At 74.8% G+C, this 25,440-nt stretch carries 18 protein-coding genes; 8 read left to right on the top strand and 10 right to left on the bottom strand.

Going from position 1 to position 25,440, the window contains the following annotated elements:
- Positions 1-6: 6 nt before the first annotated feature.
- Positions 7-1,809, bottom strand: a complete 1,803-nt coding sequence (locus tag LIX60_RS26520) for an acetyl-CoA carboxylase carboxyltransferase subunit alpha/beta (protein WP_227961281.1) — start codon at positions 1,807-1,809, stop codon at positions 7-9.
- 186 nt (positions 1,810-1,995) lie between these two features.
- Between LIX60_RS26520 and LIX60_RS26515 the strand changes: the two genes are divergently transcribed.
- Positions 1,996-2,916 carry a Rieske 2Fe-2S domain-containing protein gene (locus LIX60_RS26515; protein WP_227961280.1) on the top strand — a complete coding sequence of 307 codons (921 nt, stop codon included), beginning with the start codon at positions 1,996-1,998 and terminating at the stop codon, positions 2,914-2,916.
- A gap of 107 nt (positions 2,917-3,023) precedes the next feature.
- Here LIX60_RS26515 and LIX60_RS26510 read toward each other — a convergent pair whose 3' ends face one another.
- A complete protein-coding gene (locus tag LIX60_RS26510) occupies positions 3,024-5,720 on the bottom strand; it encodes a hypothetical protein (protein WP_227961279.1) in 2,697 nt (898 codons plus the stop codon).
- Between the two features lie 504 nt (positions 5,721-6,224).
- On the opposite strand from LIX60_RS26510, the gene LIX60_RS26505 reads away from it, so the two are divergent.
- A complete protein-coding gene (locus LIX60_RS26505; RefSeq protein WP_227961278.1) occupies positions 6,225-7,277 on the top strand; it encodes a lytic polysaccharide monooxygenase in 1,053 nt (350 codons plus the stop codon).
- A 195-nt stretch (positions 7,278-7,472) separates the two neighbouring features.
- Here LIX60_RS26505 and LIX60_RS26500 read toward each other — a convergent pair whose 3' ends face one another.
- The 5 genes from LIX60_RS26500 to LIX60_RS26480 all read right to left on the bottom strand — a co-directional run bounded on the left by LIX60_RS26500 (position 7,473) and on the right by LIX60_RS26480 (position 17,161).
- Positions 7,473-8,552 (bottom strand): helix-hairpin-helix domain-containing protein, encoded by a 1,080-nt coding sequence (locus LIX60_RS26500; protein WP_308102104.1) that lies wholly within the window; start codon positions 8,550-8,552, stop codon positions 7,473-7,475.
- Positions 8,553-8,713: 161 nt separating this feature from the next.
- Positions 8,714-12,496 carry a DNA polymerase III subunit alpha gene (locus LIX60_RS26495; RefSeq protein ID WP_227961277.1) on the bottom strand — a complete coding sequence of 1,261 codons (3,783 nt, stop codon included), beginning with the start codon at positions 12,494-12,496 and terminating at the stop codon, positions 8,714-8,716.
- Positions 12,497-12,731: 235 nt separating this feature from the next.
- Positions 12,732-13,814 carry a S1 family peptidase gene (locus LIX60_RS26490; protein ID WP_227961275.1) on the bottom strand — a complete coding sequence of 361 codons (1,083 nt, stop codon included), beginning with the start codon at positions 13,812-13,814 and terminating at the stop codon, positions 12,732-12,734.
- Positions 13,815-14,468: 654 nt separating this feature from the next.
- Complete coding sequence (locus LIX60_RS26485) at positions 14,469-15,368, bottom strand: S1 family peptidase (RefSeq protein WP_227961273.1); 900 nt, start codon at positions 15,366-15,368, stop codon at positions 14,469-14,471.
- A 518-nt stretch (positions 15,369-15,886) separates the two neighbouring features.
- Positions 15,887-17,161 carry a DUF5685 family protein gene (locus LIX60_RS26480; RefSeq protein WP_227961271.1) on the bottom strand — a complete coding sequence of 425 codons (1,275 nt, stop codon included), beginning with the start codon at positions 17,159-17,161 and terminating at the stop codon, positions 15,887-15,889.
- Between the two features lie 321 nt (positions 17,162-17,482).
- On the opposite strand from LIX60_RS26480, the gene LIX60_RS26475 reads away from it, so the two are divergent.
- Positions 17,483-17,917, top strand: a complete 435-nt coding sequence (locus tag LIX60_RS26475) for a cell division protein SepF (protein ID WP_227961269.1) — start codon at positions 17,483-17,485, stop codon at positions 17,915-17,917.
- Positions 17,918-17,967: 50 nt separating this feature from the next.
- Here the strand turns inward: LIX60_RS26475 and LIX60_RS26470 are convergent, their stop codons facing one another.
- Both LIX60_RS26470 and LIX60_RS26465 read right to left on the bottom strand, forming a co-directional pair.
- The gene (locus LIX60_RS26470) at positions 17,968-19,158 is read right to left on the bottom strand and encodes an acyl-CoA dehydrogenase family protein (protein WP_227961266.1); all 1,191 of its coding nucleotides are present in this window, start codon (positions 19,156-19,158) and stop codon (positions 17,968-17,970) included.
- A 121-nt stretch (positions 19,159-19,279) separates the two neighbouring features.
- A complete protein-coding gene (locus LIX60_RS26465) occupies positions 19,280-21,070 on the bottom strand; it encodes an MFS transporter (protein WP_227961264.1) in 1,791 nt (596 codons plus the stop codon).
- A gap of 619 nt (positions 21,071-21,689) precedes the next feature.
- On the opposite strand from LIX60_RS26465, the gene LIX60_RS26460 reads away from it, so the two are divergent.
- The gene (locus tag LIX60_RS26460; RefSeq protein ID WP_227961262.1) at positions 21,690-22,811 is read left to right on the top strand and encodes a phosphatase PAP2 family protein; all 1,122 of its coding nucleotides are present in this window, start codon (positions 21,690-21,692) and stop codon (positions 22,809-22,811) included.
- Positions 22,812-23,082: 271 nt separating this feature from the next.
- Here LIX60_RS26460 and LIX60_RS26455 read toward each other — a convergent pair whose 3' ends face one another.
- Positions 23,083-23,298, bottom strand: a complete 216-nt coding sequence (locus LIX60_RS26455) for a hypothetical protein (RefSeq protein WP_019708960.1) — start codon at positions 23,296-23,298, stop codon at positions 23,083-23,085.
- Positions 23,299-23,630: 332 nt separating this feature from the next.
- Here LIX60_RS26455 and gvpO point away from each other — a divergent pair, with 332 nt between their 5' ends.
- From gvpO to LIX60_RS26435, 4 genes are read left to right on the top strand one after another with little or no spacing between them, the layout of a single operon-like run.
- Positions 23,631-23,942 carry a gas vesicle protein GvpO gene (gvpO, locus tag LIX60_RS26450; protein ID WP_227961259.1) on the top strand — a complete coding sequence of 104 codons (312 nt, stop codon included), beginning with the start codon at positions 23,631-23,633 and terminating at the stop codon, positions 23,940-23,942.
- Positions 23,943-23,991: 49 nt separating this feature from the next.
- Positions 23,992-24,429 carry a gas vesicle structural protein GvpA gene (locus tag LIX60_RS26445; protein ID WP_227961257.1) on the top strand — a complete coding sequence of 146 codons (438 nt, stop codon included), beginning with the start codon at positions 23,992-23,994 and terminating at the stop codon, positions 24,427-24,429.
- Positions 24,426-25,160, top strand: a complete 735-nt coding sequence (locus LIX60_RS26440) for a GvpL/GvpF family gas vesicle protein (RefSeq protein WP_227961255.1) — start codon at positions 24,426-24,428, stop codon at positions 25,158-25,160. The genes LIX60_RS26445 and LIX60_RS26440 overlap by 4 nt, the downstream gene beginning before the upstream one ends.
- 1 nt (position 25,161) lies before the next feature.
- Positions 25,162-25,437, top strand: coding sequence for a gas vesicle protein GvpG (locus LIX60_RS26435; protein ID WP_019708964.1), 276 nt, complete (start codon positions 25,162-25,164; stop codon positions 25,435-25,437).
- The last annotated feature ends 3 nt before the right edge of the window (positions 25,438-25,440 follow it).

Here is a 25,440-nt window from a genome sequence, read left to right as displayed (position 1 = left end):
TCCGCGTCAGTGCGGCGGCAGGGGCCGGACGCCCAGCGTGCGGTGGCGGAGGCGGCGGGCGGCCAGCCGGGCCTCCGGCCGTTCGGCGCGGAGCAGGGCGAGTTCACGGCCGAGCACCTCACCGAGATGGGTGAGGAAGCGGCCGGGGTCGTCGGCGGCGTCCGTCACGGCGTCCGGGCCGGAGCCGGAGCCCGGGCCGGCGCCCGGTCCTGGCTCGGACGGGCCGGGTTCGGCGACCACGCGGTCCACGATGCCGTGCGCCAGCAGGTCGGCCGAGCGCACGCCCTGCTGGGCCGCCACCTCGTCGGCCCGTTCCGTCGTCCGGTGCAGAATCGCCGAGGCGCCCTCCGGGGGCAGCGGGGAGAGCCAGGCGTGCTCCGCGGCCAGCACCCGGTCGGCGGGCAGCAGCGCCAGCGCGCCGCCGCCCGCACCCTGGCCCAGGAGCAGGCACAGCGTCGGCGCGGGCAGGGTGACCAGATCGGCCAGACTGCGGGCGATCTCGGCGGCCAGGCCGCCCTCCTCGGCCTCCCGGGAGAGCGCGGCACCGGCCGTGTCGACGACGGTCAGCAGCGGCAGGCCGAGTTCGGCGGCGATGCGCATGCCGCGCCGGGCCTCGCGCAGCCCGCCGGGCCCGAGCGGGGGCGACGCGCCGTCGTGCCGGTCGTGGCCGAGGACGACGCACGGGGTGCCGCCGATCCGGGCGAGCGCGAGCAGCAGCCCGGGGTCGTGCTCGCCGGCACCGGTCCCGCTGAGGGGCGTGACCTGCCGGCCTGCCGCCTTGAGCAGGGCCCGTACCCCGGGGCGCCCGGGGCGCCGTGACCGCCGGATCGAGTCGGCGGTGGCGGAGACAGCGGTGGCGGGGACCTCGGGCCCCGCCCCGGCCGGACTCTCCGTCACGGCGGGGGTCGGGGCACCGCCGGCGGCCGCCCGGTCCTGCCGCGGTTCCCGTCCCGCCGGCGCCGCCGCTTGTGCCGTACCGCCGGAGACCGTCGCGGCGCCGCCGTCCGGTCCGTCCGCGGGCGATGGCGCGGCCGGTGCTCCCGGGCCGCCGTCCGCTCCCGCCGCCGGGCCCGCCGCCTCCGGTCCGGACAGGGGCGGCGGGACGGTGCCGGCGGCGCCGGCGGTGTCGTCGCAGAGCACGTCCAGGGCGTCCGCGACCACCGCGGGCAGTTCGCGGGCGGACAGCACCGCGTCGACCAGGCCGTGGGCCAGCAGGTTCTCCGCCGTCTGCACGCCCGGGGGGAACTCCTCGCCGTACAGGGCCCGGTGGACGCGCGGTCCGAGGAAGCCGATGAGCGCGCCCGGTTCGGCGGCGGTGAGGTGTCCGAGAGAGCCCCAGGACGCGAGGACCCCGCCGGTCGTCGGATGGCGCAGATACACCAGGTACGGCAGGCCGGCCGCCTTGTGCCCGGCGATGGCGGCGGTCACCTTCACCATCTGGACGAACGCGACCGTGCCCTCCTGCATCCGGGTGCCCCCGGAGGCGGGTGCGGCGAGCAGCGGCAGCCGTTCCGCCGTCGCCCGTTCCACCGCGCGGACCAGCCGCTCCCCCGCCGCCACCCCGATCGAGCCGGCCAGGAAGCGGAACTCGCAGGCGACCACGGCCACCCGGCGGCCCCGGATCCGGCCCTCACCGGTGATGACGGACTCGTCCAGGCCGGTGCGCTCGCGCGCCCGTTCGAGGTCGGCGCGGTAGCCGGGGTCGCGGGTGGTGACGGGGACGGGCTCGTCCCAGGTCCGCCAGCTGCCGCCGTCCAGTACGGCCTCGATCAGCTGGAGCACGGGCTCGCGGTCGCTCGGTCCGGTCATGGGAACACCCTGCCACGGGGCACCTTCCCCCGGTTCACCAGGCCGGACGCCCCTGGGATCCGGCTCCCCGCCGGCTCGCCGGTACGGATCCGGGCGTGGCCTTGCCCGGAGCGCCGGACGGCGGGGCGGGACGGGGACGGCGGAAGGCGGGGCGTTTGAGGTCGGTTGCTCCGGGAACCGGGCGGTATGGCCATTTCACAGCGCAAGAGCAGCGCCGACGTCACCGCCCGCCGGGTGTTCCCGGACAGCGCCGGGCCCGGCCGCTTCCTGTCCGCCGTCGACCGGCTGGAGCGGACGGAAGAACTCGATCCCACCATCGACTGGCTGCGCGGGCGGATCCGCCGCCTGCCGCTCGGTCCCCTCCGCGACGCACTGCACGGCCGGTGGCTGGGACACCCGCTCCATCCGGTGCTGGTGCAGGTGCCGATCGGCGCCTGGCTGTCCGCGGCCGTGCTCGATCTGCTGCCCGGTGAGCGGCGGGAGGCCGACGCGCTGGTACTCCTCGGGCTGTCCGGTGCCGGTCCCGCCGCGGTGGCCGGCTGGGTGGACTGGGCCGAACTGCAGAAACCGCAGATGCGGGTGGGGTTGCCGCACTCCGTCTCCAACGCGGTGGGCGTGCTGCTCTACGCCGGTTCGTTCGCCGCCCGCAGGGCGGGGCTGCGCGGTCTGGGACGCACGCTGGGCTTCGCCGGGCTCACGGTGGTCGGCATCGGCGGGGCGCTGGGCGGCCACATGGCGTACCGGCAGGCTTCCGGCGCCAACCACGCCGAGGACGTGCCGCACCGGATGCCGCCCGGCTGGCACCCGGTGGGCGACATGGCGCAGTTCCCGGCGGAGCAGCCGGTGCGGCGCCGGGTCGGCGAGGTGGACGTGGTCGTCGTACGGGAGCCGGGCGGCGATGTGCACGTGCTGGCCGACCGGTGCACGCACATGGGCGGTCCGCTGTCCGAGGGTGAGGTCGCGGACGGCTGCATCACCTGTCCCTGGCACGGCAGCGCCTTCCGGCTGTCCGACGGCTGGAACGTGCGCGGCCCGGCGACCGCGCCCGAGCACTCGTTCGAGACGCGGGTGGTCGGCGGCCGGCTGGAGATCCGGCTGAGCGGCTGAGGTCCTACGCCGTCCGGGCCTCCCGTGGCGGCGGCCCGAACAGGCTTTCCCCGCAAGGGCGTTAGCGGGCTCCACGGTTCGGCGGCCCGGCAGCCGTGCCGGCCGGGTCAGCCGCTTCCGTCGCGCGCCCGCGCGCACGCCGGGTCGTCGCCCTTCCGGACCGCGCCGCAGTGGAACACCTCCACCGGCGGAGTGGTCCGGTCGGAGATCTTCTCGACCCGCAGCAGCGAGATCCGCTTGTCCGTCGGCTCCCCCCTCCCCGTGGTGCCGTACACGGTGCTGCCCGTGGCCCCGTAGTACGGGTTGACGTAGTTCTGGTGCAGCACCTCGGCGTGGACCGCCGCCGGGTTGATCGCGTGCGGGTCCCAGGGCTGTCCGGGTGCGCGGACCCGCGCCACCAGGGTCTCGACGGCCCGGAGCAGCATCCCGGCCGAGTCGTACGCGAGTCCGACCCGCTCGCCGACCCGGTCGTCGGCGTCCCCCCGGCCGAGGCAGCGCGGCGGGCTGAGCAGCCCCTCCTCCCTGACCGAGCGCAGAAAGCGGTCGGCCGCCTCGTCCCGCTGCCGGCGGACGCGGGTCTCCAGCGCCTCGCAGGTGGCCGGCGCGGCCTTCGACACATAGGTGAGCGGGACGGTGCCCGGCGCGCCCTTCCGCAGCTCGGGGTTGGCCATGTAGCGGTTGACGGAGTCGTCGGCGACCAGGTGGCGCGGCGGGTTGTTGCCGCAGGACCTGCGGAGCGCCTGCAGGAAGCCGTTGAACTCCGACCACCGCCCGGCGAAGAACAGCATGCCCGGGTAGCCGCACTCCCGGCTCAGGTCGTCACCGCTGCCGAAGAACGACGGTTCCCCGTCCAGCAGTTCGCCGCCGAGGCCGGCCCGGAGATCGTCGAGGAGGGTGGAGACGTAGTAGTCCTCCTTCAGGGAGGAACGCTCCCCGTGGGTGTAGTACACGCGGACGCCCCGCACCCGCAGGACCCCGCGCGCGTACGCCGCGATCATCTCCGCCTGGTCGCGGTTGGGCGCGGCCATCTGGAGATAGAGCTTGGAGTGGCGGTCCATCCCGTCCCCGGAGAGGGTGGGGGCGATCGCGGGAAGTCCCGCCCGGTTGAGCCGTTTCAGGGCCTCGGCGGTGCTGCGGCGGCTCTCGACCAGGCCGATGACGCCGGCCACCGGGGCGTCGGACTCCTCACGCGCCAGGTCCGCGATCATGCTGACGGCCGCGTCGGCGTACCGCATCTGGAAACCGGCGTTGGCGACGACGACGCGCACCAGCGGGGCACTGTAGGTGCTCGGTGCCTCCAGCACCCCCTCGTACTGGGCGACCGCGAGTCCTTCCAGTTCCTCCCGCTCGGCCGCGTACGCCTCCTCGTTCGGCTTGGTGGAGCGGCCGGTGAGCGTGCCGAGATAGACGAGGGTGACGTAGGGGCGGCGCCGGCCGCTGCGCTCCCAGATGTCCCGCGCCTCGCGGTTCTGTTCGAAGATCCGCTCCTGCACCCGGCGGAGGTTCTCCTGGCCGGGCTGGTCGTTGAACTTGAAGCCGCTGTCGTCGCTGTAGCCGACGCACTCGCCGCCCAGGCTGCGGACGGAGACCTCTCCGGAGAACGGGGCGTGCAGGCAGTCCGGTCCGCCGAGCCACCGGCCCGTCCAGACGGCGCCCGGCGCCAGCAGGACCAGGCAGACCGCGACGGCGAGGGTGCGGCGGGCGAACCAGGGCGGCCCCGGCGCCTTGATCCCGGACGGGCCGCCGGCCGGTTCGTGCGCCGTGCCCTCGTCCCGCCCCGTCCGGAGCAGCAGGAACCACGCCCGGTCCGCCCGGGCGTGGCGCCTGTGGTCCAGCTCCTCCTCCCACTCGCCCCACTCCTCGTCCGCGTCTCCGGAGCCGAGGCCGGCGAGCCCGGCGGTGGTGAGCGGGCCGGTGCCCGCGGGCTCGGCCGGCCGTTCGGTCGCGTAGACGGCCAGCAGCGGGTCCCAGCGCCCGGTCTCGTTCCGTACGTCGTTGAGGAGGCCGAGCAGCACATCCCCCGTGTCGCCGGACGGGCCGCCGAGGATCAGCGCCACCGGATAGGCGGTGCGCCGCCAGCCGCGCACCCGCCAGGGCGGACGGGCGTACGCCCGGCGCAGGTCCTCCAGGAAGGCGTGTACCAGCAGCCGGTTCAGCTGGGCAGGGTCCTCACCCCGCCGCGCGCCCGCGGTGAGCCGCTCGGCGAAGGCGGGAAACGTGCCCGACTGCGCCGGGGCCAGGTAGTGCTGGCGCATGAACCAGCGGTACTGGCGGCCGATTCCCGGAATGCGCCCGGAGACGGCGGCCCGGAACAGCGCCGCGGGCACCGCCTTCCGCAGCAGCTGCCATACGAGGTGGTAGAGCGCTCCGAACTGCCCGGCGGTCTCCTGCGCGGCGGCGGGCTCCTCCACCAGCCGCCGGCGCTGCCGCAGCCGGCGGACGAGCTCGCCGGGGACCGCGTCGGAGTCCACGCCGGACACATCCTGTCCGAGCAGCCAGCTGAGCAGCCCGAAGTGACGGAACCACAGCCGGTCCCCGCCGAAGGTCTGTACGGACAGCGCCGCGCGCAGCTGGTTCAGCAGAGGCAGTACGGGGAGCTCACCGGCCGGCCGTCCGGCCTCGGCCCAGGCGTGCGGGACACGCCTCTTGGGCGGCGCGGCCAGCCGGCCGCGCAGCGTCCTCAGCGCGGCCGGACTGCCCGGTCCGGTCAGCCAGATGAGCGGCAGCCGGCGGTCCCGGGGCCGCGGCCGCCGGACGAGGAAGGCGACCAGCCGGAGCAGGCCCGCCGTCCCCCGGGGCGCCACACCGGCTCCGCCCCTCCCGCTTCGCCCGCCGGGTTCGCGAGGGCCCCGGCGAGCCGTGCCCTCCGCCCCGGGCTCCCACTCCCAGCCCACGCAGCCCACTCCCCCCGTCGCGCAACGTGTGTCATCCACTTTTAGCAAGCGCTGTCACCACCGTGAAGGTGAATGACCCATTCCCTTGCGGACGTGGTCACTTCGCCCCGCGGGCCGCGGGCCGCGGGGCGAAGTGACCACGTCCAGCGGCCGGCTCCGGGCCGGTCCTCCGCCGCCGGGCGCCGCGCGGGCCGCCGCTCCTTAACGACCGCTCAGCCGTTCCTTAACGGCGGCATAAGGATCGCTCCCGCCCCGTCCCGGCGGCGGATTCCGGTCTTCCGCGGGGCTAGCGTGCTGAGCGCCGGGGCGGGTTCCGGCCGCCGGTGCCGCACTTCGGGGGGCCGCACCGGCGTGCGCCTCCCCGCCCGGCCCCCGTGCCGCACCTGAGTTCCACCGTGTAAGGAGACCCCCACGATGACCGTACGTCGCAAGGCCGCCGGAACCGCTCTCATCGGTGTCGCGCCGCTGGCGCTGACCGTGCTCACCGCCGTCCCCGCGGCCGCGCACGGCTCGATGACCGACCCGGTCAGCCGGGTGTCCGCCTGCTTCGCCGAGAACCCGGAGAGCCCGGACTCGGCGGCCTGCAAGGCGGCTGTCGCGGCCAGCGGCACCCAGGCGTTCTACGACTGGAACGAGGTCAACATCCCGAATGCCGCCGGGAAGCACCAGGAGATCATCCCGGACGGCAAGCTGTGCAGCGCCGGACGGGACAAGTACAAGGGGCTCGACCTGCCGCGCGCGGACTGGCCGGCCACCGCCCTGTCCGCCGGGAAGCACACCTTCCACTACAAGGCCACCGCCCCGCACAAGGGTTCGTTCGAGCTGTACATCACCAAGGCGGGCTACGACCCGACGAAGCCCCTGAAGTGGTCGGACCTGGAGGCCGAGCCGTTCGCCGAGGTCACCGACCCGAGCCTGGTGAACGGGGAGTACGTGTTCGACGGCACGGTGCCCGCGCGCTCGGGCCGTCATCTGGTCTACAGCGTCTGGCAGCGCTCGGACAGCCCGGAGGCGTTCTACACCTGCTCGGACGTCACCTTCGGCGGCAGCGCCGCGAGCGGTGCCGGTGCGGGCGCGGACGGCGGTCCGGAGGCGGCCGCGCCGGACGACGACCAGATCGAGGCCGCCGCCGGCAAGTCGACCGTCAGCCACGGCGGTCACGGCGGTGACGAACACCCGGCCGGAGACGCGGACAAGCCCGTCACACAGGCCGCGCCGGCGGACGGAGCGGACGCGGACGACACCGCGGACGACGCGGACGGCACGGGCAACGCCCCGACGGCGGACGGCGCGAGCGGCCCGGCCGCGGGCGCCGAGCAGGCGGGCGCGGGCACGGAGGAACTCGCGCAGACCGGTGGCGACAGCTCCACCACCCCGCTCGCCGTCGGCGGTTCGGCCGTCGTGGCGCTCGGTGCCGCCGTGCTCCTCGCCTCCGCCCGCCGCCGGGCGGTCCGCCGGCGCGGCTGAGCCGGACGCCCGGACGCTCCGGCCTCCGGGCACACGTCCGGACACTCCGGTGTCCGGACGCCCCTGACGCCCTGACGGACACTCCGGCCGGGCCCCCGCCCGGCCGGGCCGGAGCCGCCGTCACGGGCCGCCGCCGCCCTCTTCCCGCACGGGGAGAGGGCGGCGGTTGTGTACGGTGCCGGCCGGCACCGCCCGTCAGGCGGCGTGCCGACCCGGGGAGCGGGGCGGGCCGCCCCGGCCCCAGCGGCGCGGGCCGCGCGCCGGGGTCCCGTCCGGGCCGCCGCCCGGGCTCCGGTCCGTCCCCCGGTCCAGGGCCGCCGCGGGGCGGGCCGCGGCGGCGCCGAAGCGGGCGCGGGCCCGGTCGGTGACGGCCTCGATCCGGCGGGACTTGTCGTCGGCCGTATCGAACGTCAGCTGGCGCGCGGCGTGTTCCGCCGGTGTCAGATCCTCCGCGCGCAGCGCGACGGCGCGCACGCGGGCACGCTGCAGACCGAGGACGTCGTGCAGGGCGTACGCGGCACCGGTCAGCGCCGGGGTGTGGTCCGTGGGCTCGGCGAGAGCCCGGGTGCGGCTGGTCGTGGAGCGGTCGGCGTAGCGGACGGTGAGGGTCAGCGCCCGTGCGACCCGCCCGTCCGTACGGAGCCGTGCCCCGAGCTCGTGCGCGAGGGTGAGCAGCGCCCGGCGGCGCTGGTCCGGGTCCAGTTCGTCGTGGTCAAAGCGGTGTTCGGCTCCGGCGGAGCGGGCGGGGGCGTTCGGTGTGACGGGGGTCGGGTCGATGCCGTGCGCCTGTTCGTATACCCGCCGCCCGGTGGACGCGCCCAGGATGCGCTGGAGGGTGGCGGGCGGTGCGGCGGCGATCCGGTCGACGCTGTCCAGCCCGTAGGTGGTCAGGGCGCGCACGGTCGCCGGTCCGACGCCGTGCAGTCCGGAGGCGGGTTTGCGGGCGAGGAAGGCGGTGACCGCCCGGGGTTCGCCGGGGACGGTGCTGATCGCGCCGGGCGGGCCGTCGTGCGCGGCCATCCGGGCGAGCAGCGGGTTGGCCGCGACCCCGACGGTGCAGTCGACGCCGTACCGGGCGAGCGCCCGCACCCGGACGAGGGCGGCGAGTTCCGCGGCGTCCCGGCCGAAGTAGCGGAGCGCGCCCCGGACGTCGGCGAGCGCGGCGTCGGGCGGCAGGGCCTGGACGACGGGGGTGAACTCGGTGAGCAGCCCGCGCAGTCCCTCGTAGGTCTCCTCGTCGGGCGGCCCGCCGCCGTCGGCGGCCCGGAACCGCAGGTACAGCACATGCGGCCGGGCCGGGGCCGTCCCGGCGGCGCCCTGCCCGGCGGGACCGTTCCCGGCGGCACCGGATACGGCACCGGCAGAGGCGGCACCGGCGGGCGCCTGCCCGGCGGGCGCGCCGCTCCCCGCCCTCCTCCCCGCACTCCTCTCCGTGTTCACCGGCCCGCGCTCCCCGGGCTGGAGTGCCACAGCTTGCGGCCGGTGGCGGCGCCCTCGCCCGCCGGACGCAGATCCGCCCACGGGTGCATCTCGTAGCCGTTGGCGAGCCGTATACGGCGGCCGTCCGCCGGCCCGGCGGCCCCGTCCGCCCCGGCGCCCCCGCCGTCCCCGGCCGCGTCATCCGCGCCGCCGGCCGGCCCGTCCCCCGCCGCCGGCCCCGCGTCTCCCGGGGCGTCCGGGCGGGCGGGGCCCGGGGCGGCGAGGCGGGCCGCGACCGCCTCCAGGCCGCCCTCCTTCCGGAGCGCGGCGAGTTCGGCGAGGTCCCAGGCGCGGCGGCCGACCACGGTGAGGCTGCGGGCACCGCGCCGCTCCACGGTGCCGCGGACGAGCAGCAGCCAGGAGTGGAAGACGGTGTGCGCGCAGTCGGCGTGGCTGTCCTCGAAGAAGGTGCAGTCGGCCAGCCCCGTCCCGTCGTCGAGGGTGGTGAAGACGATGCGGCGGCCGGAGCGGATGGGCGGGGTCTGGGTGGACGCCTTGGCGCCCGCGACGAGGACGGTCTCACCGTGCCGGGCGGCACGCAGCCGCCGGGCCGTGACCACGCCCAGCTCCTCCAGGAAGGCCGTGTGCTCGCTCATGAGGTGCCGGGAGACGTCCATGCCGAGCACGCCGAGCTCCGCGCCGGTGCGTTCGGACGCGTCGAGGTCGGGCAGCCCGGCCGGTTCGGTGACGAACCCCGCGCCGCTCGCGCCTCCCGCGCCGTCGGCGGCGTCGAGCGGCAGCTGGCCCGGGTGGGCGGCGGGGTCCTTCTGCCGGCGGTACAGCTCGCTGATGTGCAGCAGCAGGTCGCGGCGGTTGCCGCCGAAGGCGTCCAGCGCGCCGACCTGGGCGAGCCGTTCGGCCACGGGACGGCCCGGCCGGGCCCGGCGCCACAGGTCGGACAGGGAGGTGTAGGGCTGTCCGGCGGCGATGCGCCCGGTCTCGGCCTCGCTGATGCCGTGCACGTCGGCAAGGGCGAGCCGGATGCCGTAGACCCCCTCGGTCCCTTCGGCCGCCCCGGTTGCCCGGGTTGCCCGGGTTGCCCGGATTTCCCCGGTCCTTCCGGTCTCCTTCCCGCGCTGTCCCTTCCGCCGCTCCCGCGCCCCCTCCTCAGACACCAGTTCGATTCGATAGGCGGCCCCCGACCGGTTGACGTCCAGCGGCAGGATCGGCACCCCCCGCCGCCGCGCGTCCGCCAGCAGCAGCCGCTTCGGGTACATCCCGGGATCGTGCGTGAGCAGACCCGCGTAGAAGGCCGCCGGATGGTGCGCCTTGAGCCAGGCGGACTGGTACGTCGGCACGGCGAAGGCCACGGCGTGTGCCTTGCAGAAGCCGTACGAACCGAACGCCTCCACGATCTCCCAGGTGCGGGCCACCACCTCCGGCGCGTACCCCCGCCCGGCCGCCTCCCCGGCGAACCAGGCCCGCACCCGCCCCTGCCGCTCCGGAACGGACAGCGCGCGCCGCGCCTCGTCGGCCAGCCCCCGGTCGCAGCCGGTCATGACCGAGAGGATCTGGATGATCTGCTCGTGGAAGACGACGACGCCATGGGTCTCGCGCAGCGCCGGCTCCAGGTCCGGATGCGGATAGCGCGGCGCCCGCCGCCCGTGCCGGGCCTCGATGAAGGGCCGGACCATGTCGGCCGCGACCGGGCCGGGCCGGAAGAGCGAGATGTCGACCACCAGGTCGTGGAAGGTGGCGGGCTGCAGCCGGCCGACCAGATCGCGCTGGCCGGGCGACTCGATCTGGAAGCAGCCGAGGGTCTCGGCGGACCGGATCAGCTCGTACGTGGCCGGGTCGCCCGGCGCCACCTGCCCCGGGTCGTCCAGGTCCAGCCGCTCCCCGGTCGCCCGTTCGATCTCGGTCACCGCGTGCGCCATCGCGGACTGCATCCGCACCCCGAGGACGTCGAGCTTCAGCAGCCCCAGCTCCTCCACGTCGTCCTTGTCGAACTGGGACATCGGGAAGCCGTCCGGGCCGGCGCTCGCGACCACCGGGGTGCGGTCCCGCATCGAGGCGTCCGAGAGCAGCACGCCGCACGGGTGCATGGCGATGCCGCGCGGCAGCCCGTCCAGGGCCTCGACCAGCCCCCACAGCCGCTCGTCGGCGCCGTGCCCGGCCGCCACCTCGCGCAGCTCGGGCAGTTCGCGGAGGGCGGCGCGGGCCTCGCGCGCACGGATGTGCGGAAAGGCCTTGGCGAGCCGGTCGGTCTCGGCCGGGTCCATGCCGAGCGCCGTCCCGACGTCGCGGATGGCGTGCCGCACCCGGTAGGTCTCGGGCATGGCGACGGTGGCCACCCGGTCGGCGCCGAAGCGGTCGAAGATCGCGCGGTAGACGTCGAGGCGGCGTGCGGACTCGACGTCGATGTCGATGTCGGGCAGCGCGGCCCGGCGCTCCGAGAGGAAGCGCTCCATCAGCAGGCCGTGCTCCACCGGGTCGGCGTGCGCGATGCCGAGCAGATGGTTGACGAGGGAGCCCGCGCCGGAGCCGCGCGCCGTCACCCGGATGCCCAGGGCGCGGGTGTCGTCCACGACCTGGGCGACGGTGAGGAAGTACGAGGCGAAGCCGAGCCGTTCGATGGTGCGCAGCTCGTCCTCCAGCCGTTCCCAGCGCCGCCGGTCGCGGTCGTGGCCGCGCAGCACCATGCCGGCGGCGCAGCGGGAGCGCAGCACGCGGTCGGCGGTGCGCCGGCCCGCGCCCACCAGGCGCGGCTCGGGGAAGTGGACGGTGCCGAGGCCCAGGTCGTCCTGGGGATCGACGAGGCACCGGGCGGCGGTCCGTTCGGTCTCCGCCAGCAGGCGGTGCGCGGCCTCCCGCCGGAAACCGGCGGCCTCCGCGACGCGCAGGGCGGTCTCCGCCATCTCCCGGGGCCCCTTGAGCCAGCCCTCACCGCTGTCGAGGGAGCCGGGCCGGCGCGGGTCGACGGGGACGAGCCGGCGGGCGGAGTCCAGGACGTCGGCGACCGGGCCCTGCCCGGGATCGGCGTAGCGGACGGCGTTGGTCAGCACGGCCGGTACGCCCTGCTCGGCGGCGAAGCCCAGGGTGCGGGCGGCGAGCCGCAGTGAGCCGGGGGCGGTGGCGCCCCGGGCCTCGTCCGGCCGCCGGTGGTGGGTGACCTCCAGCCGGAGCGCGTCGCCGTACAGCTCCCGCCAGGGGGCGAGCAGCCGGGCGGCGCGGTCGGGGCGGCCGGCGGCGAGGGCGCGGCCGGTCTCGGAGTCCGGGCCGAGCAGGACGGTCAGGCCGCCGCCGGCCGCGGAGCGCTCCAGGGCGGCCCGGTCGTCCAGCAGGGGGCGTCCGCTCTCCCCGGTGTGGGCGGCGGAGACCAGGCGGCACAGGGCGGCCCAGCCGGCGGCTCCGTCCCGGGCGAGGAAGACCGCGCGGGGCGCGGACTCGTCGATGAACGCACCGCCGCGCACCGGTGTGCGCCGGCGGACCGTGCCCCGGTCCGCGCCGTCCGGTGCGGCCGGGCCGCTCCCCGGTCCGCGCGGCTCCGTGCGGCCCGGCCGGCCGGCGGGCGGCAGCACGTTTTCGGCCACGGCGAGCCCCGCCCCGAAGATCGGCCGCACCCCCGCCCCGGTGCAGGCGCGGGCGAACCGGACGGCTCCGGCCACGGTGTCCCGGTCGGTGAGAGCGACGGCGTCCATGCCGCGCTCGGCGGCGCGCTCGGCCAGCCGCTCGGGGGGCGAGGCCCCGTAGCGGAGGGAGAAGCCCGAGACGGCGTGCAGATGAGTGAACCCGGACATCCGCACCTCCTGCCGCTCGCACACCCCCTGACCAGCCCTGCTCTCCGTCCCCCGGCACCACCATAACCAATTTCTCGAACACTCGTACGATACCCGCGCCGGGACCGGAATCCGCCGGGGCCACCGGCCGCGGAGCCCCGGGAACGCCGCCGGCCCCCGGACACCAGGGGTGTCCGGGGGCCGGGTTCCGCCGCGGAATCCGCGGGGAGGGCGCGTACGAGGCGCGGGGGCCGCGTCAGCCGATCGAGGCTCCGAACGCGGAGAGCGCCTCGGGGACCGGCTGGAAGAAGGTCGTGCCGCCGGAGGAGCAGTCGCCGCTGCCGCCGGAGGTCAGACCGAGCGCCGTGCTGCCCGCGAAGAGCGAGCCGCCGCTGTCACCGGGCTCGGCGCACACGGTGGTCTTGATCAGACCCGACACCGACCCCTCCTGGTAGTTGACGGTCTCGTTGAGGCCGGTGACCTCGCCGTCGTGCACCTGGGTGGTGCTGCCGCTGCGCTGCACCTGCTGGCCCACGGTCGCGTCACCGGCCCGGGTGATCTCCTGGGTGCTGCCGTTGTAGAGGTTCACCGCGCTCGGGTGGTCGGCGCCGGAGGCGTACTTCACCAGGGCGTAGTCGTTGCCCGGGAAGCTGGACTCCTCCATGGTGCCGATCGTGGCGCCGCCGGAGGAGTCGGACCAGCTGCTGCCCTGATCGCCGCAGTGGCCGGCGGTGATGAAGTACGGCTCCCCGCCCTTGACCACGTTGAAGCCGAGCGAACAGCGCCCGCCGCCGCTGTGGATGGCGTCGCCGCCCGCGGCGAAGGGCTTGAACTCGCCGGCGACCCGCTCGACGGCCGCCCGGCCGTCCAGCCCGTCGACGACCTTGTTGAGCTTCTCCAGCTTCGCGCCCTTGACCGTGCTGTCGGCCGTGACGACGACCTTGTTGGTCTTCGGGTCGACCGACCAGGAGGTGCCCGGGATGGTGGCCTCGGCCTTCAGGGTGGCGCGGGCCGACTTCAGCTCGGCGAGGGTGTGCTCGACGACTCTCGCCACGGCGCCCCGCTCGCGGACGCCCTCGGCGGCGCCCTCGTCCACGACGTTGACGACGAGCTTCCGCTCCTTCGCGTCGTAGTACGAACCGGCGGCCTCGTCCCCGAGGTCGGAGAGGAGGGTGCCGGCGAGCTTGTCGGCCGAGGCGGCCGACAGCGTGGCGGGGGCCGGGGCCGGTTCCGCGGTGGTCGCGTTGGCGCTGTTCAGCGTGAACGCGCCGGCGACGAGGGCCGCGATGCCGGCTCCGGCGATCGCGATGCGGTGGCTGGGTATGCGTCGGTGCTTCAAGGAGTGGCCTCCAGTGGGGGGTTGGGCCCTGCCGTGGGGAGCGTGGGGCCCGGAGGAAAGATGCCGTACACCGCGGCACGGCGGCGACGCGGGGTCGCGTTCATGCCAACGAGCCCCGAGTATTGCGACGGGCGGACGGCACACACAAGGTCAACTTCCGGTCCCGCACAGAAAAGGCGGAGCTGCCTCACAGCACGGACACTCATCGCTATCCGTGCCCGCCGACACGCTCAGCGGACACTTTTCCTCACCCAGCGCGACGAAGAGCGGCTGATGGCCACTCAGGGAGAGGACTGCACCTGGCCGAAAACGTTCCCTTGAGTACCGGAATCCGGCATCGCCCCACCGCCTGGCGGTCACTTTCCGAACAGTCCGGGGACCCGGGAGCCCCGCGCCCACACGGAACCCCGCGCCCCGGAAACGGGGATCGCGGGGTACGGGAGTCCGGTCCGGGGCCGGGGGCGGGGAACGGCCGGGCCCCGGGAAGCGGCGGCCCGGGCAAGCGGCGGCGCGGGGCCGCACAGGCGCACGGAGGTACGTGGCACGGGGAGTCGCGCGGCACGCGGAAAGACGCGCGGAACGCGGAGAGTCCCCACCCGGTCGACTCGGGCGGGGACTCTCTCAGCCGGCGGGGTTGGTGCGCCGGCCCGGGGCTCAGTAGATGCTCACGCCGTACGCGTTGAGCGCCTCGACCACCGGCTGGAAGAAGGTCGTGCCACCGGAGGAGCAGTTGCCGCTGCCGCCCGAGGTCAGACCGATCGCCGTGCTGCCGGAGCGCAGCGAGCCGCCGCTGTCGCCGGGCTCGGCGCACACGTTGGTCTGGATCATGCCGTAGACGACGTCGCCGCCGCCGTAGTTGACCGTGGCGTTGAGGCCGGTGACCCGGCCGCTGTGGGTACCCGTGGTGCTGCCGTGGCGGGTGACCGACATGCCCACGCTGGCGTTGGCCGCACCGGTGATGTCCACGCCGCCGGCGCTGCCCGGGTGGCTGACGGAGCCGTCGTAGCGCACGAGGCCGTAGTCGTTGACCGGGAAGCTGGAGCCGACCGTCGGGCCGATGACGGTGCTGCGGCCGGAGTTGGCCCACCAGGTGCCCGCACCGTCGGTGCAGTGGCCGGCGGTGACCATGTAGTAGGTGGAGCCGGAACGCACATTGAAGCCGGCGGAGCAGCGCCAGCTGCTGGCGTAGATGGCGTCGCCGCCCTGGACGTACTTCTGGAAGACGCCTTCCGTGCGCTCGATCTTGAGGGCACCGGCGTTCTTGCCGGCCTCCTTCTTGATCTTCGCGATCTCGGCCTTGGAGACGGTGCTGTCGGCCGTGACGACGACGCTGTTGGTCTCCTTGTCGACGTGCCAGGCGGTGCCCGGGACGTCGGCCTCGAGGACGGCCTCGCTCGCGGTCGAGAGCTGGGCCGCGCCGAAGGCGGTGGCCGTGTCGGCACTGGCCGTCGCCGGGACGGTGAATGCCGCCGCGGCCGCCAGGCCGGAGGCCATGGCGATCAGCCGGGTACGTCTCGCCACCGCGCCGTGGGGGGTCGTGCGCTTGATCCTCACTGCTTCCTCCAGAGAAGAATCGAAAGATCCGCTTGGGGTGGGCGGATCGTGAGGCGCAGTCAGGAACACTCCGGATTCCGGATACGACGTGCCCCTGACAAGCACTGAGGGGAGTATTCGGGGGTGGAACATGAGTCCACAAGGGCCCCTTTCGGCCACGCCTCGGCGCAGGCCGACCACCCCGGCGGCCCGTCGGCCGCCGGGGTGGTCCGCTGTTCCGGCGGTATTTGGACGCAGCGGCGCGGCCCTGGGTTCCCACTCGGCCCCAACCGCCCCACGCGGCACAGTCCTTCCAGGTGGCGACGGCGATCACCGGCCCGGCGCGGACGACCGCCACCACCCGCAACGCAGGCTCGCACCCCGCGCCCGCCCTCCGCAACGGCCTCCGGGCCGCGCACGCTCCCGGCCGACCGGTTCAGGTCATGATCGGTACATCACGGACGGACAGTGGTGTCCGAAAATCGACCATCCGATGACACCGGGCGGTAGAGAACCCGCCATCACCCGTTCACGGCCGTTCAGCAGTCGCACGAACAGCACTCGCAGCAGTCACAGCAGTCGCCGTCGCACTGCCGGCACCAGCCGTCGCGCTTCTTGTGGTGCCGCCAGGGATCGTCGTAGGACTTCCGGCAGCAGACCTGGCAGGTGCAGAAGAGACCCGTCCACACCGCGCAGCCCGCCATCAGCCCGCGCTTCCGGGGGTACCGCGGCCCCGGACCGCCCGGACCGCCCGCGCCCCCGGGTCCCCCCGTCCCCCCGGGCCCGCCGAAGCCGCCGCCCGCCCCGCCGCCGGCATACGGGGACGCTCCCCCCTGTCCCCCGTACCCGCCGTGCGCTCCACCGGACTGCCCCGGGCCCCCGCCGCCCGGGCCGGCGGCATACGGATTCCCGTGCGGATGTCCGTACGGTTTACCGCCCTCCGGCAGATGCGTGCAGGACGTGGAGCCGAAGGCCCGGTCGACGGAGCGCGCCGGCTCGTGGGCGAGCAGCCGGTGCGCCAGCGCGCCGTCCGTGAACTCGGCCTTCCGCAGCGCCTGCCGCACCCCGCGCACCGCCTCGTCGCACTCCCGGCGCGCCGCGGCCGTATCCGTACCGGTGGCCGTCAGCGGGTTCCAGGCCCCGGTGGCGGCGTCCGCGTCCCGGTCCTCGACCGCGTCGAGCAGGTGCGCGAGCCGCCCGAAGTACCGCCCGGCCTCCGCCAGCGGACCGGCGTTCTCCTTCCGCCCGGCGAGGACGGCCGTGTACCCGAAGGCCGCCGCGGTGGCCGTCTCGGTGGGTTCGGTGACCGTCCGCAGCGGTGTCCCGGGACCGGCCGCCGCCTCGACCTCCGGCTGCCGTTCCACGGCCCGGACCAGGACATCCGTGGCGAAGCCGAGATCCGCCCCCGTCCGCGCGCCGGCCCGGTCCCAGGAAGCGGCCAGCCGGCGCGCCACCGCGGCCGCCGGCCGCCGGGCCAGCAGCCCGTCCCGGTCGGTGACGTGGTCGCGCATCCTGGCGGAGGCCAGCACCAGGGAGACGGCCGCGGCCAGCCGCGCCCCCTCGCCACGGGCGACGGAGGCGGTGCGCAGCCCGCGCAGCGGGCACGGCCCCGCGGTGCGCCGTCCGCTCTCCGGCCGCTCCGACTGGGCCTCCGTCAGCACCGACACGAGCAGCGCGTCGTAGTGGGTGACGACCCGGGCGAACTGCCCGTGGTCATCGCGGAGCGCGAGGCACAGCCCGCAGAGATGGGCCGTCCACTGCGCGCGCAGTTCCCCCGACAGCCGGTGCGGGCACGGCCTGACGATTCCGAACACGGTTCCCCCCGTACTGCGGCCGTTCGGCCCGGTCCGGCGGGCCGGCCGAGACGGCGCGACGCGATCACTCGCGATCGCTTTCATCATATTGACGTCTCGTTCACCCGGATGGATCCGGCGACTTCCGTCCGCAGCGCGCCGATCGGGCCGACGCCCTGTCACCAGGCCCGTCATCGTGAAAAACTGATGCCCTTTTTAGCGTTCTGCACCAGTACCGTCACGAAAAGCGCGTGCGGGGGCTATCCGTTTGGCGCATCATCCGCATCATGGACGACCATAGGAGGGCGGACGGCAGCGACCGCGGGTAGAGAGGAGGCGTCCATGGGATCGGTGCGCAAGGCGAGTGCATGGCTGGGTCTCGTCGATGACGGCGACGAGCGCTACTACGACGACGACTACGCCGAGGACCCCCGGGACGCGGACGCCTGGGTGACCGACCCGCGGGTCCAGGTCGCCGACGAGGTGGCCCAGGACCAGGGCCGCCGGATCGCCACGATCACCCCGACCGGCTTCCGTGACGCGCGCGCCATCGGTGAGCTGTTCCGGGACGGCGTCCCGGTGATTGTGAACCTTACGACCATGGAGCCCTCCGACGCCAAACGGGTGGTCGATTTCGCCGCGGGGCTCATCTTCGGCCTGCGCGGCAGCATCGAGCGCGTCGCCACCCGGGTCTTCCTGCTCACGCCCGCCGACTACCGGATCATGCCCGGCGAGCCGGCCGGCCGCACGGCGGACGGCTTCTTCAACCAGAGCTGAGCAGGCCGCCCGGGGCCCGGCCCCGGGCCCCGGGTTTCACCGGGCCCGGATCACCGGAAGGCGTCGATGCCGGTGAGCGCCTTGCCCAGCACCAGCTGGTGCATCTCGACGGTGCCCTCGTAGGTGAGCACCGACTCCAGATTGGTGGCGTGCCGCATCACCGGGTACTCCAGGGAGATCCCGTTGGCGCCCAGGATCGTCCGGGACGTCCGGCAGATCTCGATCGCCTCCCGCACATTGTTGAGTTTGCCGAAGCTGACCTGTTCCGGGCGGAGCCGGCCGGCGTCCATCCGCCGCCCCAGATGGTGGGCGAGCAGGACGCCCTTGTGGAGTTCGACGGCCATGTCGGCCAGCTTGGCCTGGGTGAGCTGGAAACCGCCGATGGGCCGGCCGAACTGCTCACGGGTCCCCGCGTAGTCGAGCGCCGCCTCGAAGGACGATCGGGCGGCGCCCATCGCGCCCCACACGATCCCGTACCGCGCGTGGTTGAGGCAGCTGAGCGGGCCCTTGAGCCCGGTGACCCCCGGGAGCACCGCGTTGGCCGGCAGCCGGACGCCGTCCAGGACGAGTTCGCTGGTGACGGAGGCCCGCAGCGACCATTTGCGGGTGATCTCGGGGGCGGAGAAGCCGGGGGTGTCCGTGGGGACGACGAAGCCGCGGACCCCCTCGTCGGTCCGCGCCCAGACGACGGCGACCCCGGCCACCGAGCCGTTGGTGATCCACATCTTGCGGCCGTCGAGCACCCAGTCGCCGCCGGCCTCGCGCTTGGCGCGGGTCCGCATGGCCGCCGGGTCGGAGCCGGCGTCCGGTTCGGTGAGCCCGAAGCAGCCGATGACCTCGCCGGCCGCCATGCGCGGCAGCCACTCCCGCTTCTGCTCCTCGGAGCCGAAGCGGTGGATGGCGTACATCGCCAGCGAGCCCTGGACGGACACCAGGGAGCGGATGCCCGAGTCGGCGGCCTCCAGTTCGAGGCAGGCGAGCCCGTACTGCACCGCGCTCGCGCCCGCGCAGCCGTAGCCCTCCAGGGACATGCCGAGCGCTCCCAGCGACCCGAGCTCCCGGGCGAGTTCGCGGATGACGGGCAGCTCGCCGCGCTCGTACCAGCCGGCGATCTCCGGGAGCACCCGGTCGGCGGCCCACCGGCGCACGGTGTCGCGCACCGCGCGCTCCTCATCGCTCAGCAGATCGTCGATGCCCAGCGGGTCCCGCGGATCGAACGACGGTGCGGCGGCTGCGGACATGTCTCGGCCTCCATACGGCTGCGGCTCCCGGCCCGGCCCGGGTGATCAGCCGACGCTACGGCGAGGACATCCGCCCTGTCCAGACCCGTCCACGGCACTCCGTGCCACACCGGAGGCGGACTCAGCGGACGGCGCTCGCACCCGCCCGGTCCCGGCGGTGCGGGGCCCGGCCCGCGGCCGGAGCGGCACCGTCCGGCCCGGCTCCCGGGTCGCCGCGCGTGCCGACGGCCCGGGGGCCCCGTCCGGCACCGTCCGCATCCCGGGGGCCCGCGGGGACACCGTGCTTCTCCCCGGCCGCCGCGCCGGGGGCGGAGCCGCCTCGGGCGCCACCGGACTCCGGCTCCCCCTTGTCCGGCCGGGCGCACTCCATGCGGCGCGGCAGCCGCAGGGCGGCGACGGCGCCCAGCAGCAGCAGGACCGCGCTGACCGCCAGCGTGACGTGCAGCCCCCGGACGAACGCCTCCCGGGCCGCCGTGCGCAGCGCGTCCGCCGCCGGTCCGCCGAGCCCGCGCGCCACCTCCTGCGCCTCGCCCAGCGAGTGCCCGGCGGCCCTCTCCGCGGCGGCCGGGACTCCGGGGACGCGGGTGACCCCGGGGGCGTAGACGGCGTTCATGACGGTGCCGAGCAGGGCGATGCCGATCCCGGCACCGAGCTGGTAGGAGGTCTCGCCGATGGCCGCGGCGCCGCCGGCCTGCTCGGCGGGCGCCTCGCTGAGCATCGACTCGTAGGCGCCGAAGAGCGTGGTCTCCAGTCCGAAGCCGAGCAGCAGGAATCCGGTGACGAGCAGGGCGGGGCGGTCGTGCTGGCCCATGGCGGTCAGCGAGCAGACGGCCGCCGCGGTCAGCAGGAACCCGGCCGCGACCATGGTGCGCGGGCCCAGCCACTGGAGCATCCGGGAGCCCAGCAGCCCGGCGGCCATGGCGGCGCAGGTGAGCGGCACCATCCGCAGCCCGGTCTGCAGCGGGGTGAAGCCGAGGACGAGCTGGAGGTACTGGGTGGCGATGAGCTGGAGGCCGACGAGCGCGAGCATCGCCAGCACGATGCAGCCGACGGAGGTGCCGAAGGCCGGGCGGGAGAACATCCGCAGATCGATGAGCGGGTGCTCGCGCCGCCGCTGCCGGCGGACGAAGAGCACGAGCAGCAGGACGCCCGCCAGCAGCGGCACGATGCTCAGCGGGTGGAGCGGGTCCCCGCCCCCGCCGATCCGCTTCACGCCGAGGACGGTCCCCGCGAGCCCGAAGGCGGCCATGAGGGCGCCGAGCACGTCCCAGGGGCCCCGGCCGTCGCCGGTGGACTCGGGGAGGATCCAGCGGCCGACCGGGAGGCAGACGGCCATCAGCGGGATGTTGATCAGAAAGACGGAGCCCCACCAGAAGTGTTCCAGCAGCAGCCCGCCGAGCAGCGGGCCGACGGCCGCCCCGACGGCCGCGACCGCGCTCCAGATGCCGATGGCCAGAGCCCGTTCCCGGCGGTCGGGGAAGACCTGGCGCAGGATCGACAGCGTGGCGGGCATGATCATGGCGCCGCCCACGCCGAGCAGGGCGCGGCCGGCGATCAGGACGTGCGGGTCGTCCGCGGTCGCGGCGACGGCGGAGGCCAGGCCGAAGATGCCGTAGCCGAGCAGCAGGACCCGGCGGCGGCCGATCCGGTCGCCCAGGGTGCCGAAGAGGATCAGCAGGGAGGCGGCGACCAGCGGGTAGGCGTCGACGATCCAGAGCAGTTCCACCGCGTCGGGGCGGAGATCCTCGGTGACGGCCGGTACGGCGACGTGGAGGACGGTGGCGTCGAGCGCGACCAGCAGCAGGCTGACACAGAGCACCACCAGGACGGACCAGCGGCCGCCGCCGGCCTGCCGGCGGTGCGGGGGAACGTCCGCCGCCCGTCGTCCGCGGGCCGTGGTCGTTCCTGACATGCGCACCTCCGCGTGTTGCTCTCGCTCTCGGCGGGCTCCGGGCGGGCGGCTCCGGCCCGGGCGGGCCCGGCATCGAGAAGTGAGTGAGACGACAGGGTACGCGAGGCGTGTGGGGGGTCATGTGTCCGGGCTCACTTCTGTCAATACGGCATGCCGCGCCGCCGGGCGCCCCCGGGGCCCGGAACCGCGGTCCGGGCGTACCGGCTCCCGGAAGATCGAATTCCGCTGTGCGGCGGAAGGGCACCGTCCGGACCGCGGCTCCGCCGGCCCGCTGCCGCCACCCCGCCCGCCGGCCCGCCCGGCCGCCCCGCCTCCCGCCGGGTGCCGGCGGAAGTGCAGGTCATCGCCGCCGGCGGAGCGCTCCGCGGTTCCGGGCGGCCGCGCCGGACGGGCCCGCGTCCGGCCCGCCGGAAAAGACGGGACCACTTCCAGGTGAACTTTTTCCGCCCACGGAAAGATGCTCGGATTAACGGCCTCCCGTTAATTCCTCAAGGCCGGTAATGCTTTTGAGGGAACGCCATGAATAAACTTCTCAATGAGAGCAAGTCCACATCACATCGTCATCACGAACCCGCCCGTAGGAGCGGTTCGGCCGCTCACCCCCTGTAACGTCCGTTGGGTGCGTACCGACCGAATCCTCGCCCGGCTCGAACAGGAGCCCGAGCGAGCGAGCAGCCGCGACGTCCCGCGGATGAGCCGAACACGCAAGGCGTTGTTCGGCTCGGCCCTCGGGTTCTACGCGGCCGTCGTGCTGGCCGTATTCGTGAGCGACCGTCTGATTCTGCTCGACTGGCAGGTCATGCTGTTCCGGCCCTACAAGCAGTGGCCGGAACTGCACGCCGCGCTCGACTACTTCGTGGTGCTCGGGCAGCGCGGACCGACCGCCGTGCTGGTCGCGGCCTGGCTGGGCTGGCGCTCCTGGCGGCAGCGGACCCTGCGCCCGCTGCTGGCGCTCGGCGCGGCCCTCCTGCTGCTCAACAGCACGGTCGGCGCGGTGAAGTACGGCCTGGGGCGGCTGGGGCCGCACTACGCCACGACCGTCGGGGCGGACGAGATGTTCGCCGGCGGCGACATATTCCCCTCCGGTCACACCGCCAACGCGGTGGTGACCTGGGGCATCCTGGCCTATCTCGCGACCACGCCGCGGGCCCGCCGGGTGCTGTCGGTGGTGGCGGCCGGCTTCGCGCTCGGCGTCGGGGCGACCACCGTCTATCTGGGCACCCACTGGGTGAGCGACGTACTGCTGGGCTGGATCGCCGGCCTGCTGGTGCTGCTGGCGCTGCCCTGGTGCGAGCCGGCGATCGCCGCCGCCAACGCCTGGCTGCTCGACTCGCGGGACCGGCTGAAGCAGGGCCGGGGACTCGCCCCGCTGCCGTTCCCCATACCGCCCCTTCCACCGGTCGCGGTGAGCCCCGAGGCGTCCTCCGCCCGGGCCGCCGCAAGCCCCGCCGGGCACACCGCCGGGACCCCTGAACCGGCGCCCGCCCACGAACCGGCGCCACCCGCGCGTCCCGCTCCGGCACGCGAGCCGGTGCCGGCCGTCACCGGGGGCCGCTCCCCCGCGGCCGGACGAAACGCCGAGCAGTCCCGGCCGTACCACCCGGCGCGGCCACACCTCACCCGCTCGGAACGGACCCCGGTCACCCCGACCGGAAGCCGTCGCCCGCAACCGCCCGCCGAACGCGCGCCGCGCGCCGCACCGGTGGCGCCCGCGGGGCGACGCGGCCACACGTCCGGCTGAGCGCCCGGCGCGGGCGGTACGCACACACCCCCTCCGCACCGCGGCGAAGGCCCCGGCACTCACCCGAGTGCCGGGGCCTTCGCCCTGCTCCGCCGCGCCGCCGCTCCGCCATGCCCCACACGGGGCGCATCGCCGGGCGGCCCGCGACGCCCGGTCCGAACCGCTTCCGGTGTCCGGTGTGCCGTGTTCCGGTGTTCGTTGCGGTGTTCGTTCCGGTGTTCCGTCGATCCGCCGGGTCCGTGGAGCAGCACGCCGCGCCGGGGGCTGCTTGCTACCCCTTCCAGGAGCGGACCACCGTGCCGTCCTTCACCGCGAAGTTGATACGCCCAACCACGTATTCCATAGTGATGATGGCGTCCGGTGGCAGTGTCCGCACGGTGGTCCAGCCGCGCTGCCGGGCGCGCTCCTCCGCCTCCGCCGCGCCGAGGCCCGTGTAGGCGTCGCAGTCGTCGTCCGCCGGGTTGGGGGGGTTCGGTGAGTCGTTCATGACAGCCACCGTACGCCCCGGCTCCGGGTCCGGCTCCGCGTCCCGCCCCGGGTCCGGGGACAGCACAGAGCGGGCCGCCGGCCCATCCCGGGGCCGTCACTGTTCTGTCACCAGGATGACGCATCGTGAGCGCCGCGGCCCAGGTCCGCGGGCCGGGCGCCCCGCCCTCCCCGGCAATGCCCCAGGAGATTTCCGGTCCCTCAACTTCTCGCGGCTGCCCGGAATTTCATGGGCTATTCGGCATCACCGGTCATCGGACACGCATTCCCTCCGCCTCTCCACATTGCCGTTTGCATGGGTCCGGACGAGGTATGCGCTGGCCGAGGGGAGCCATGGCAGACAAATCCGAGAACAGTGACAAGAGCGCGGCGGACAGCCGCAGCGGCAGCCAAGCGGCCCTGGACGTCCTCCGCACCGCGGGTGCTCAGCTCGCCGAGCTGACCGGCCTGCGCGCGGAGACGGTGACCCGGTTCGAACGGACCGGTGAGGGCTGGCTGATCGAGATCGAGGTCCTCGAACTCCCGCGGGTGCCCGAGACGATGAGCCTGATGGCGTCCTACGAGGTCAGTACCGACCAGGACGGCCAACTCACCGGCTACCGGCGTACCCGGCGCTACGAGCGCGGCCGGGCGGACCGCCGCTGACACCACCGCGCACCACACACCATCGGCACGAAGGGATGTGTATCCCGGTATGACCGTTGTACCGGCACAACAGCAAGGCGGATCGGGTGGCGGCAGCAGCGGCCTCTACGACGTCCTGGAACTGATACTCGACCGCGGGCTGGTGATCGACGCGTTCGTGCGTGTCTCACTGGTCGGCATCGAGATCCTCAAGATCGATGTGCGGGTGGTCGTCGCGAGCGTCGACACCTACCTGCGCTTCGCCGAGGCGTGCAACCGCCTCGATCTGGAGTCCGGTCCGCGCAAGGACCCGGGGCTGCCCGACCTCGTCGGCGAGATGACCGAGTCCGGCGCGAGGGGCAAGTCCAAGGGCGCCCTGTCCGGCGCCGCCGAGACGCTCTCCGAGGCCTTCAAGCAGGGCCAGGACCGCACGTCCGGCGACCAGGAGGCCGAGCCGGCCCGCAAGCCCCGCCGCACCACCACCCGCAGGAAGGAGGAGACCGAGTGAGCACCTACGTCTACGGCATCATGGACGGCGACCGCCCGGATCTCCCCGAGAGCCTCGCCGGGGTCGGTGATCCGCCGCACCCGGTGCGGGTGCTCCGCGCGGGCGGTCTGGCCGCCGTCGTCAGCGACTGTCCCGAGCAACTCCGGCCCAAGCGCCGCGACCTGCTGGCCCACCAGCACGTCCTGGCGGAGGCCGGTGCCGACGGCGCCGTGCTGCCCCTGCGGTTCGGCAGCCTCTCCGCCGACGACGACGCCGTACTGGCGGTGCTCACCGAACACGCCGGGCACTACCGGGCCCAGCTCGCCGAACTCGACGGCCGGGTCGAGTACAACGTCAAGGCCGTGCACCGCGAGGAGGACGTGCTCCGGCTGGTGGTCTCCGAGGACCCGGAGATCCGGGCCCTGACGGAGGCCAACCGCGCCTCCGGCGGCGGCTCCCACGAGGACCGGCTGCGCCTCGGCGAGCTGGTCGCGGGCGCCGTACGGGCCCGCGAGGTGCAGGACGGCAAGGCCGTCGAGGCGGCTCTCGCGTCCGCCGCCGAGCAGCAGAGCCCGGGCCCCGAGTCCTCGGGCTGGCTGGTCAACCTGTCCTTCCTGATGCAGCGCGACGAGGCCGCGGCCTTCATGGAGTCCGTCGAGGACGTCCGCCGGAACCACCCTCACCTGGACATCCAGGTGACCGGCCCGCTGCCCCCGTACAGCTTCGTCCGGGCCGTCCCGGCACACGCCTGACATGGGACTGCTCGGCGAGCTCTTCCTCCTGCCGCTGGCCCCGGTCCGTGGAACGGGCTGGGTCCTGCGGCAGGTGGTGGCGGAGGCGGAGCGGCAGTACTACGACCCCTCGGCCGTCCAGCGGGAGCTGAGCGCCCTGGCGGAGGAGCTCGACAACGGCCTGATCGACGAGGCCGAGTTCGACCGCCGCGAGGACGAGCTGCTGGACCGGCTCGAAGAGGTACAGCGCCGCCGGGGAGCGGCGCCGGACGGCGGGCCACCCCCGCCGCCCCGATGACGA

This window comes from Streptomyces sp. S07_1.15, from assembly GCF_020739505.1.
In the GTDB taxonomy this organism is placed as follows: domain Bacteria; phylum Actinomycetota; class Actinomycetes; order Streptomycetales; family Streptomycetaceae; genus Streptomyces; species Streptomyces xinghaiensis.
Note: the sequence above shows the minus strand (reverse complement) of the source record. Positions and strands in the feature narration are given on the sequence as shown.

Bases quoted from the DNA above. Each gene is read 5' to 3' on its own strand.
- LIX60_RS26520 (WP_227961281.1), bottom strand. From the start codon at position 1,809: ATGACCGGACCGAGCGACCGCGAGCCCGTGCTCCAGCTGATCGAGGCC.
- LIX60_RS26515 (WP_227961280.1), top strand. From the start codon at position 1,996: ATGGCCATTTCACAGCGCAAGAGCAGCGCCGACGTCACCGCCCGCCGG.
- LIX60_RS26505 (WP_227961278.1), top strand. From the start codon at position 6,225: ATGACCGTACGTCGCAAGGCCGCCGGAACCGCTCTCATCGGTGTCGCG.
- LIX60_RS26495 (WP_227961277.1), bottom strand. From the start codon at position 12,496: ATGTCCGGGTTCACTCATCTGCACGCCGTCTCGGGCTTCTCCCTCCGC.
- LIX60_RS26475 (WP_227961269.1), top strand. From the start codon at position 17,483: ATGGGATCGGTGCGCAAGGCGAGTGCATGGCTGGGTCTCGTCGATGAC.
- LIX60_RS26470 (WP_227961266.1), bottom strand. From the start codon at position 19,158: ATGTCCGCAGCCGCCGCACCGTCGTTCGATCCGCGGGACCCGCTGGGC.
- LIX60_RS26465 (WP_227961264.1), bottom strand. From the start codon at position 21,070: ATGTCAGGAACGACCACGGCCCGCGGACGACGGGCGGCGGACGTTCCC.
- LIX60_RS26455 (WP_019708960.1), bottom strand. From the start codon at position 23,298: ATGAACGACTCACCGAACCCCCCCAACCCGGCGGACGACGACTGCGAC.
- gvpO (WP_227961259.1), top strand. From the start codon at position 23,631: ATGGCAGACAAATCCGAGAACAGTGACAAGAGCGCGGCGGACAGCCGC.
- LIX60_RS26445 (WP_227961257.1), top strand. From the start codon at position 23,992: ATGACCGTTGTACCGGCACAACAGCAAGGCGGATCGGGTGGCGGCAGC.
- LIX60_RS26435 (WP_019708964.1), top strand. From the start codon at position 25,162: ATGGGACTGCTCGGCGAGCTCTTCCTCCTGCCGCTGGCCCCGGTCCGT.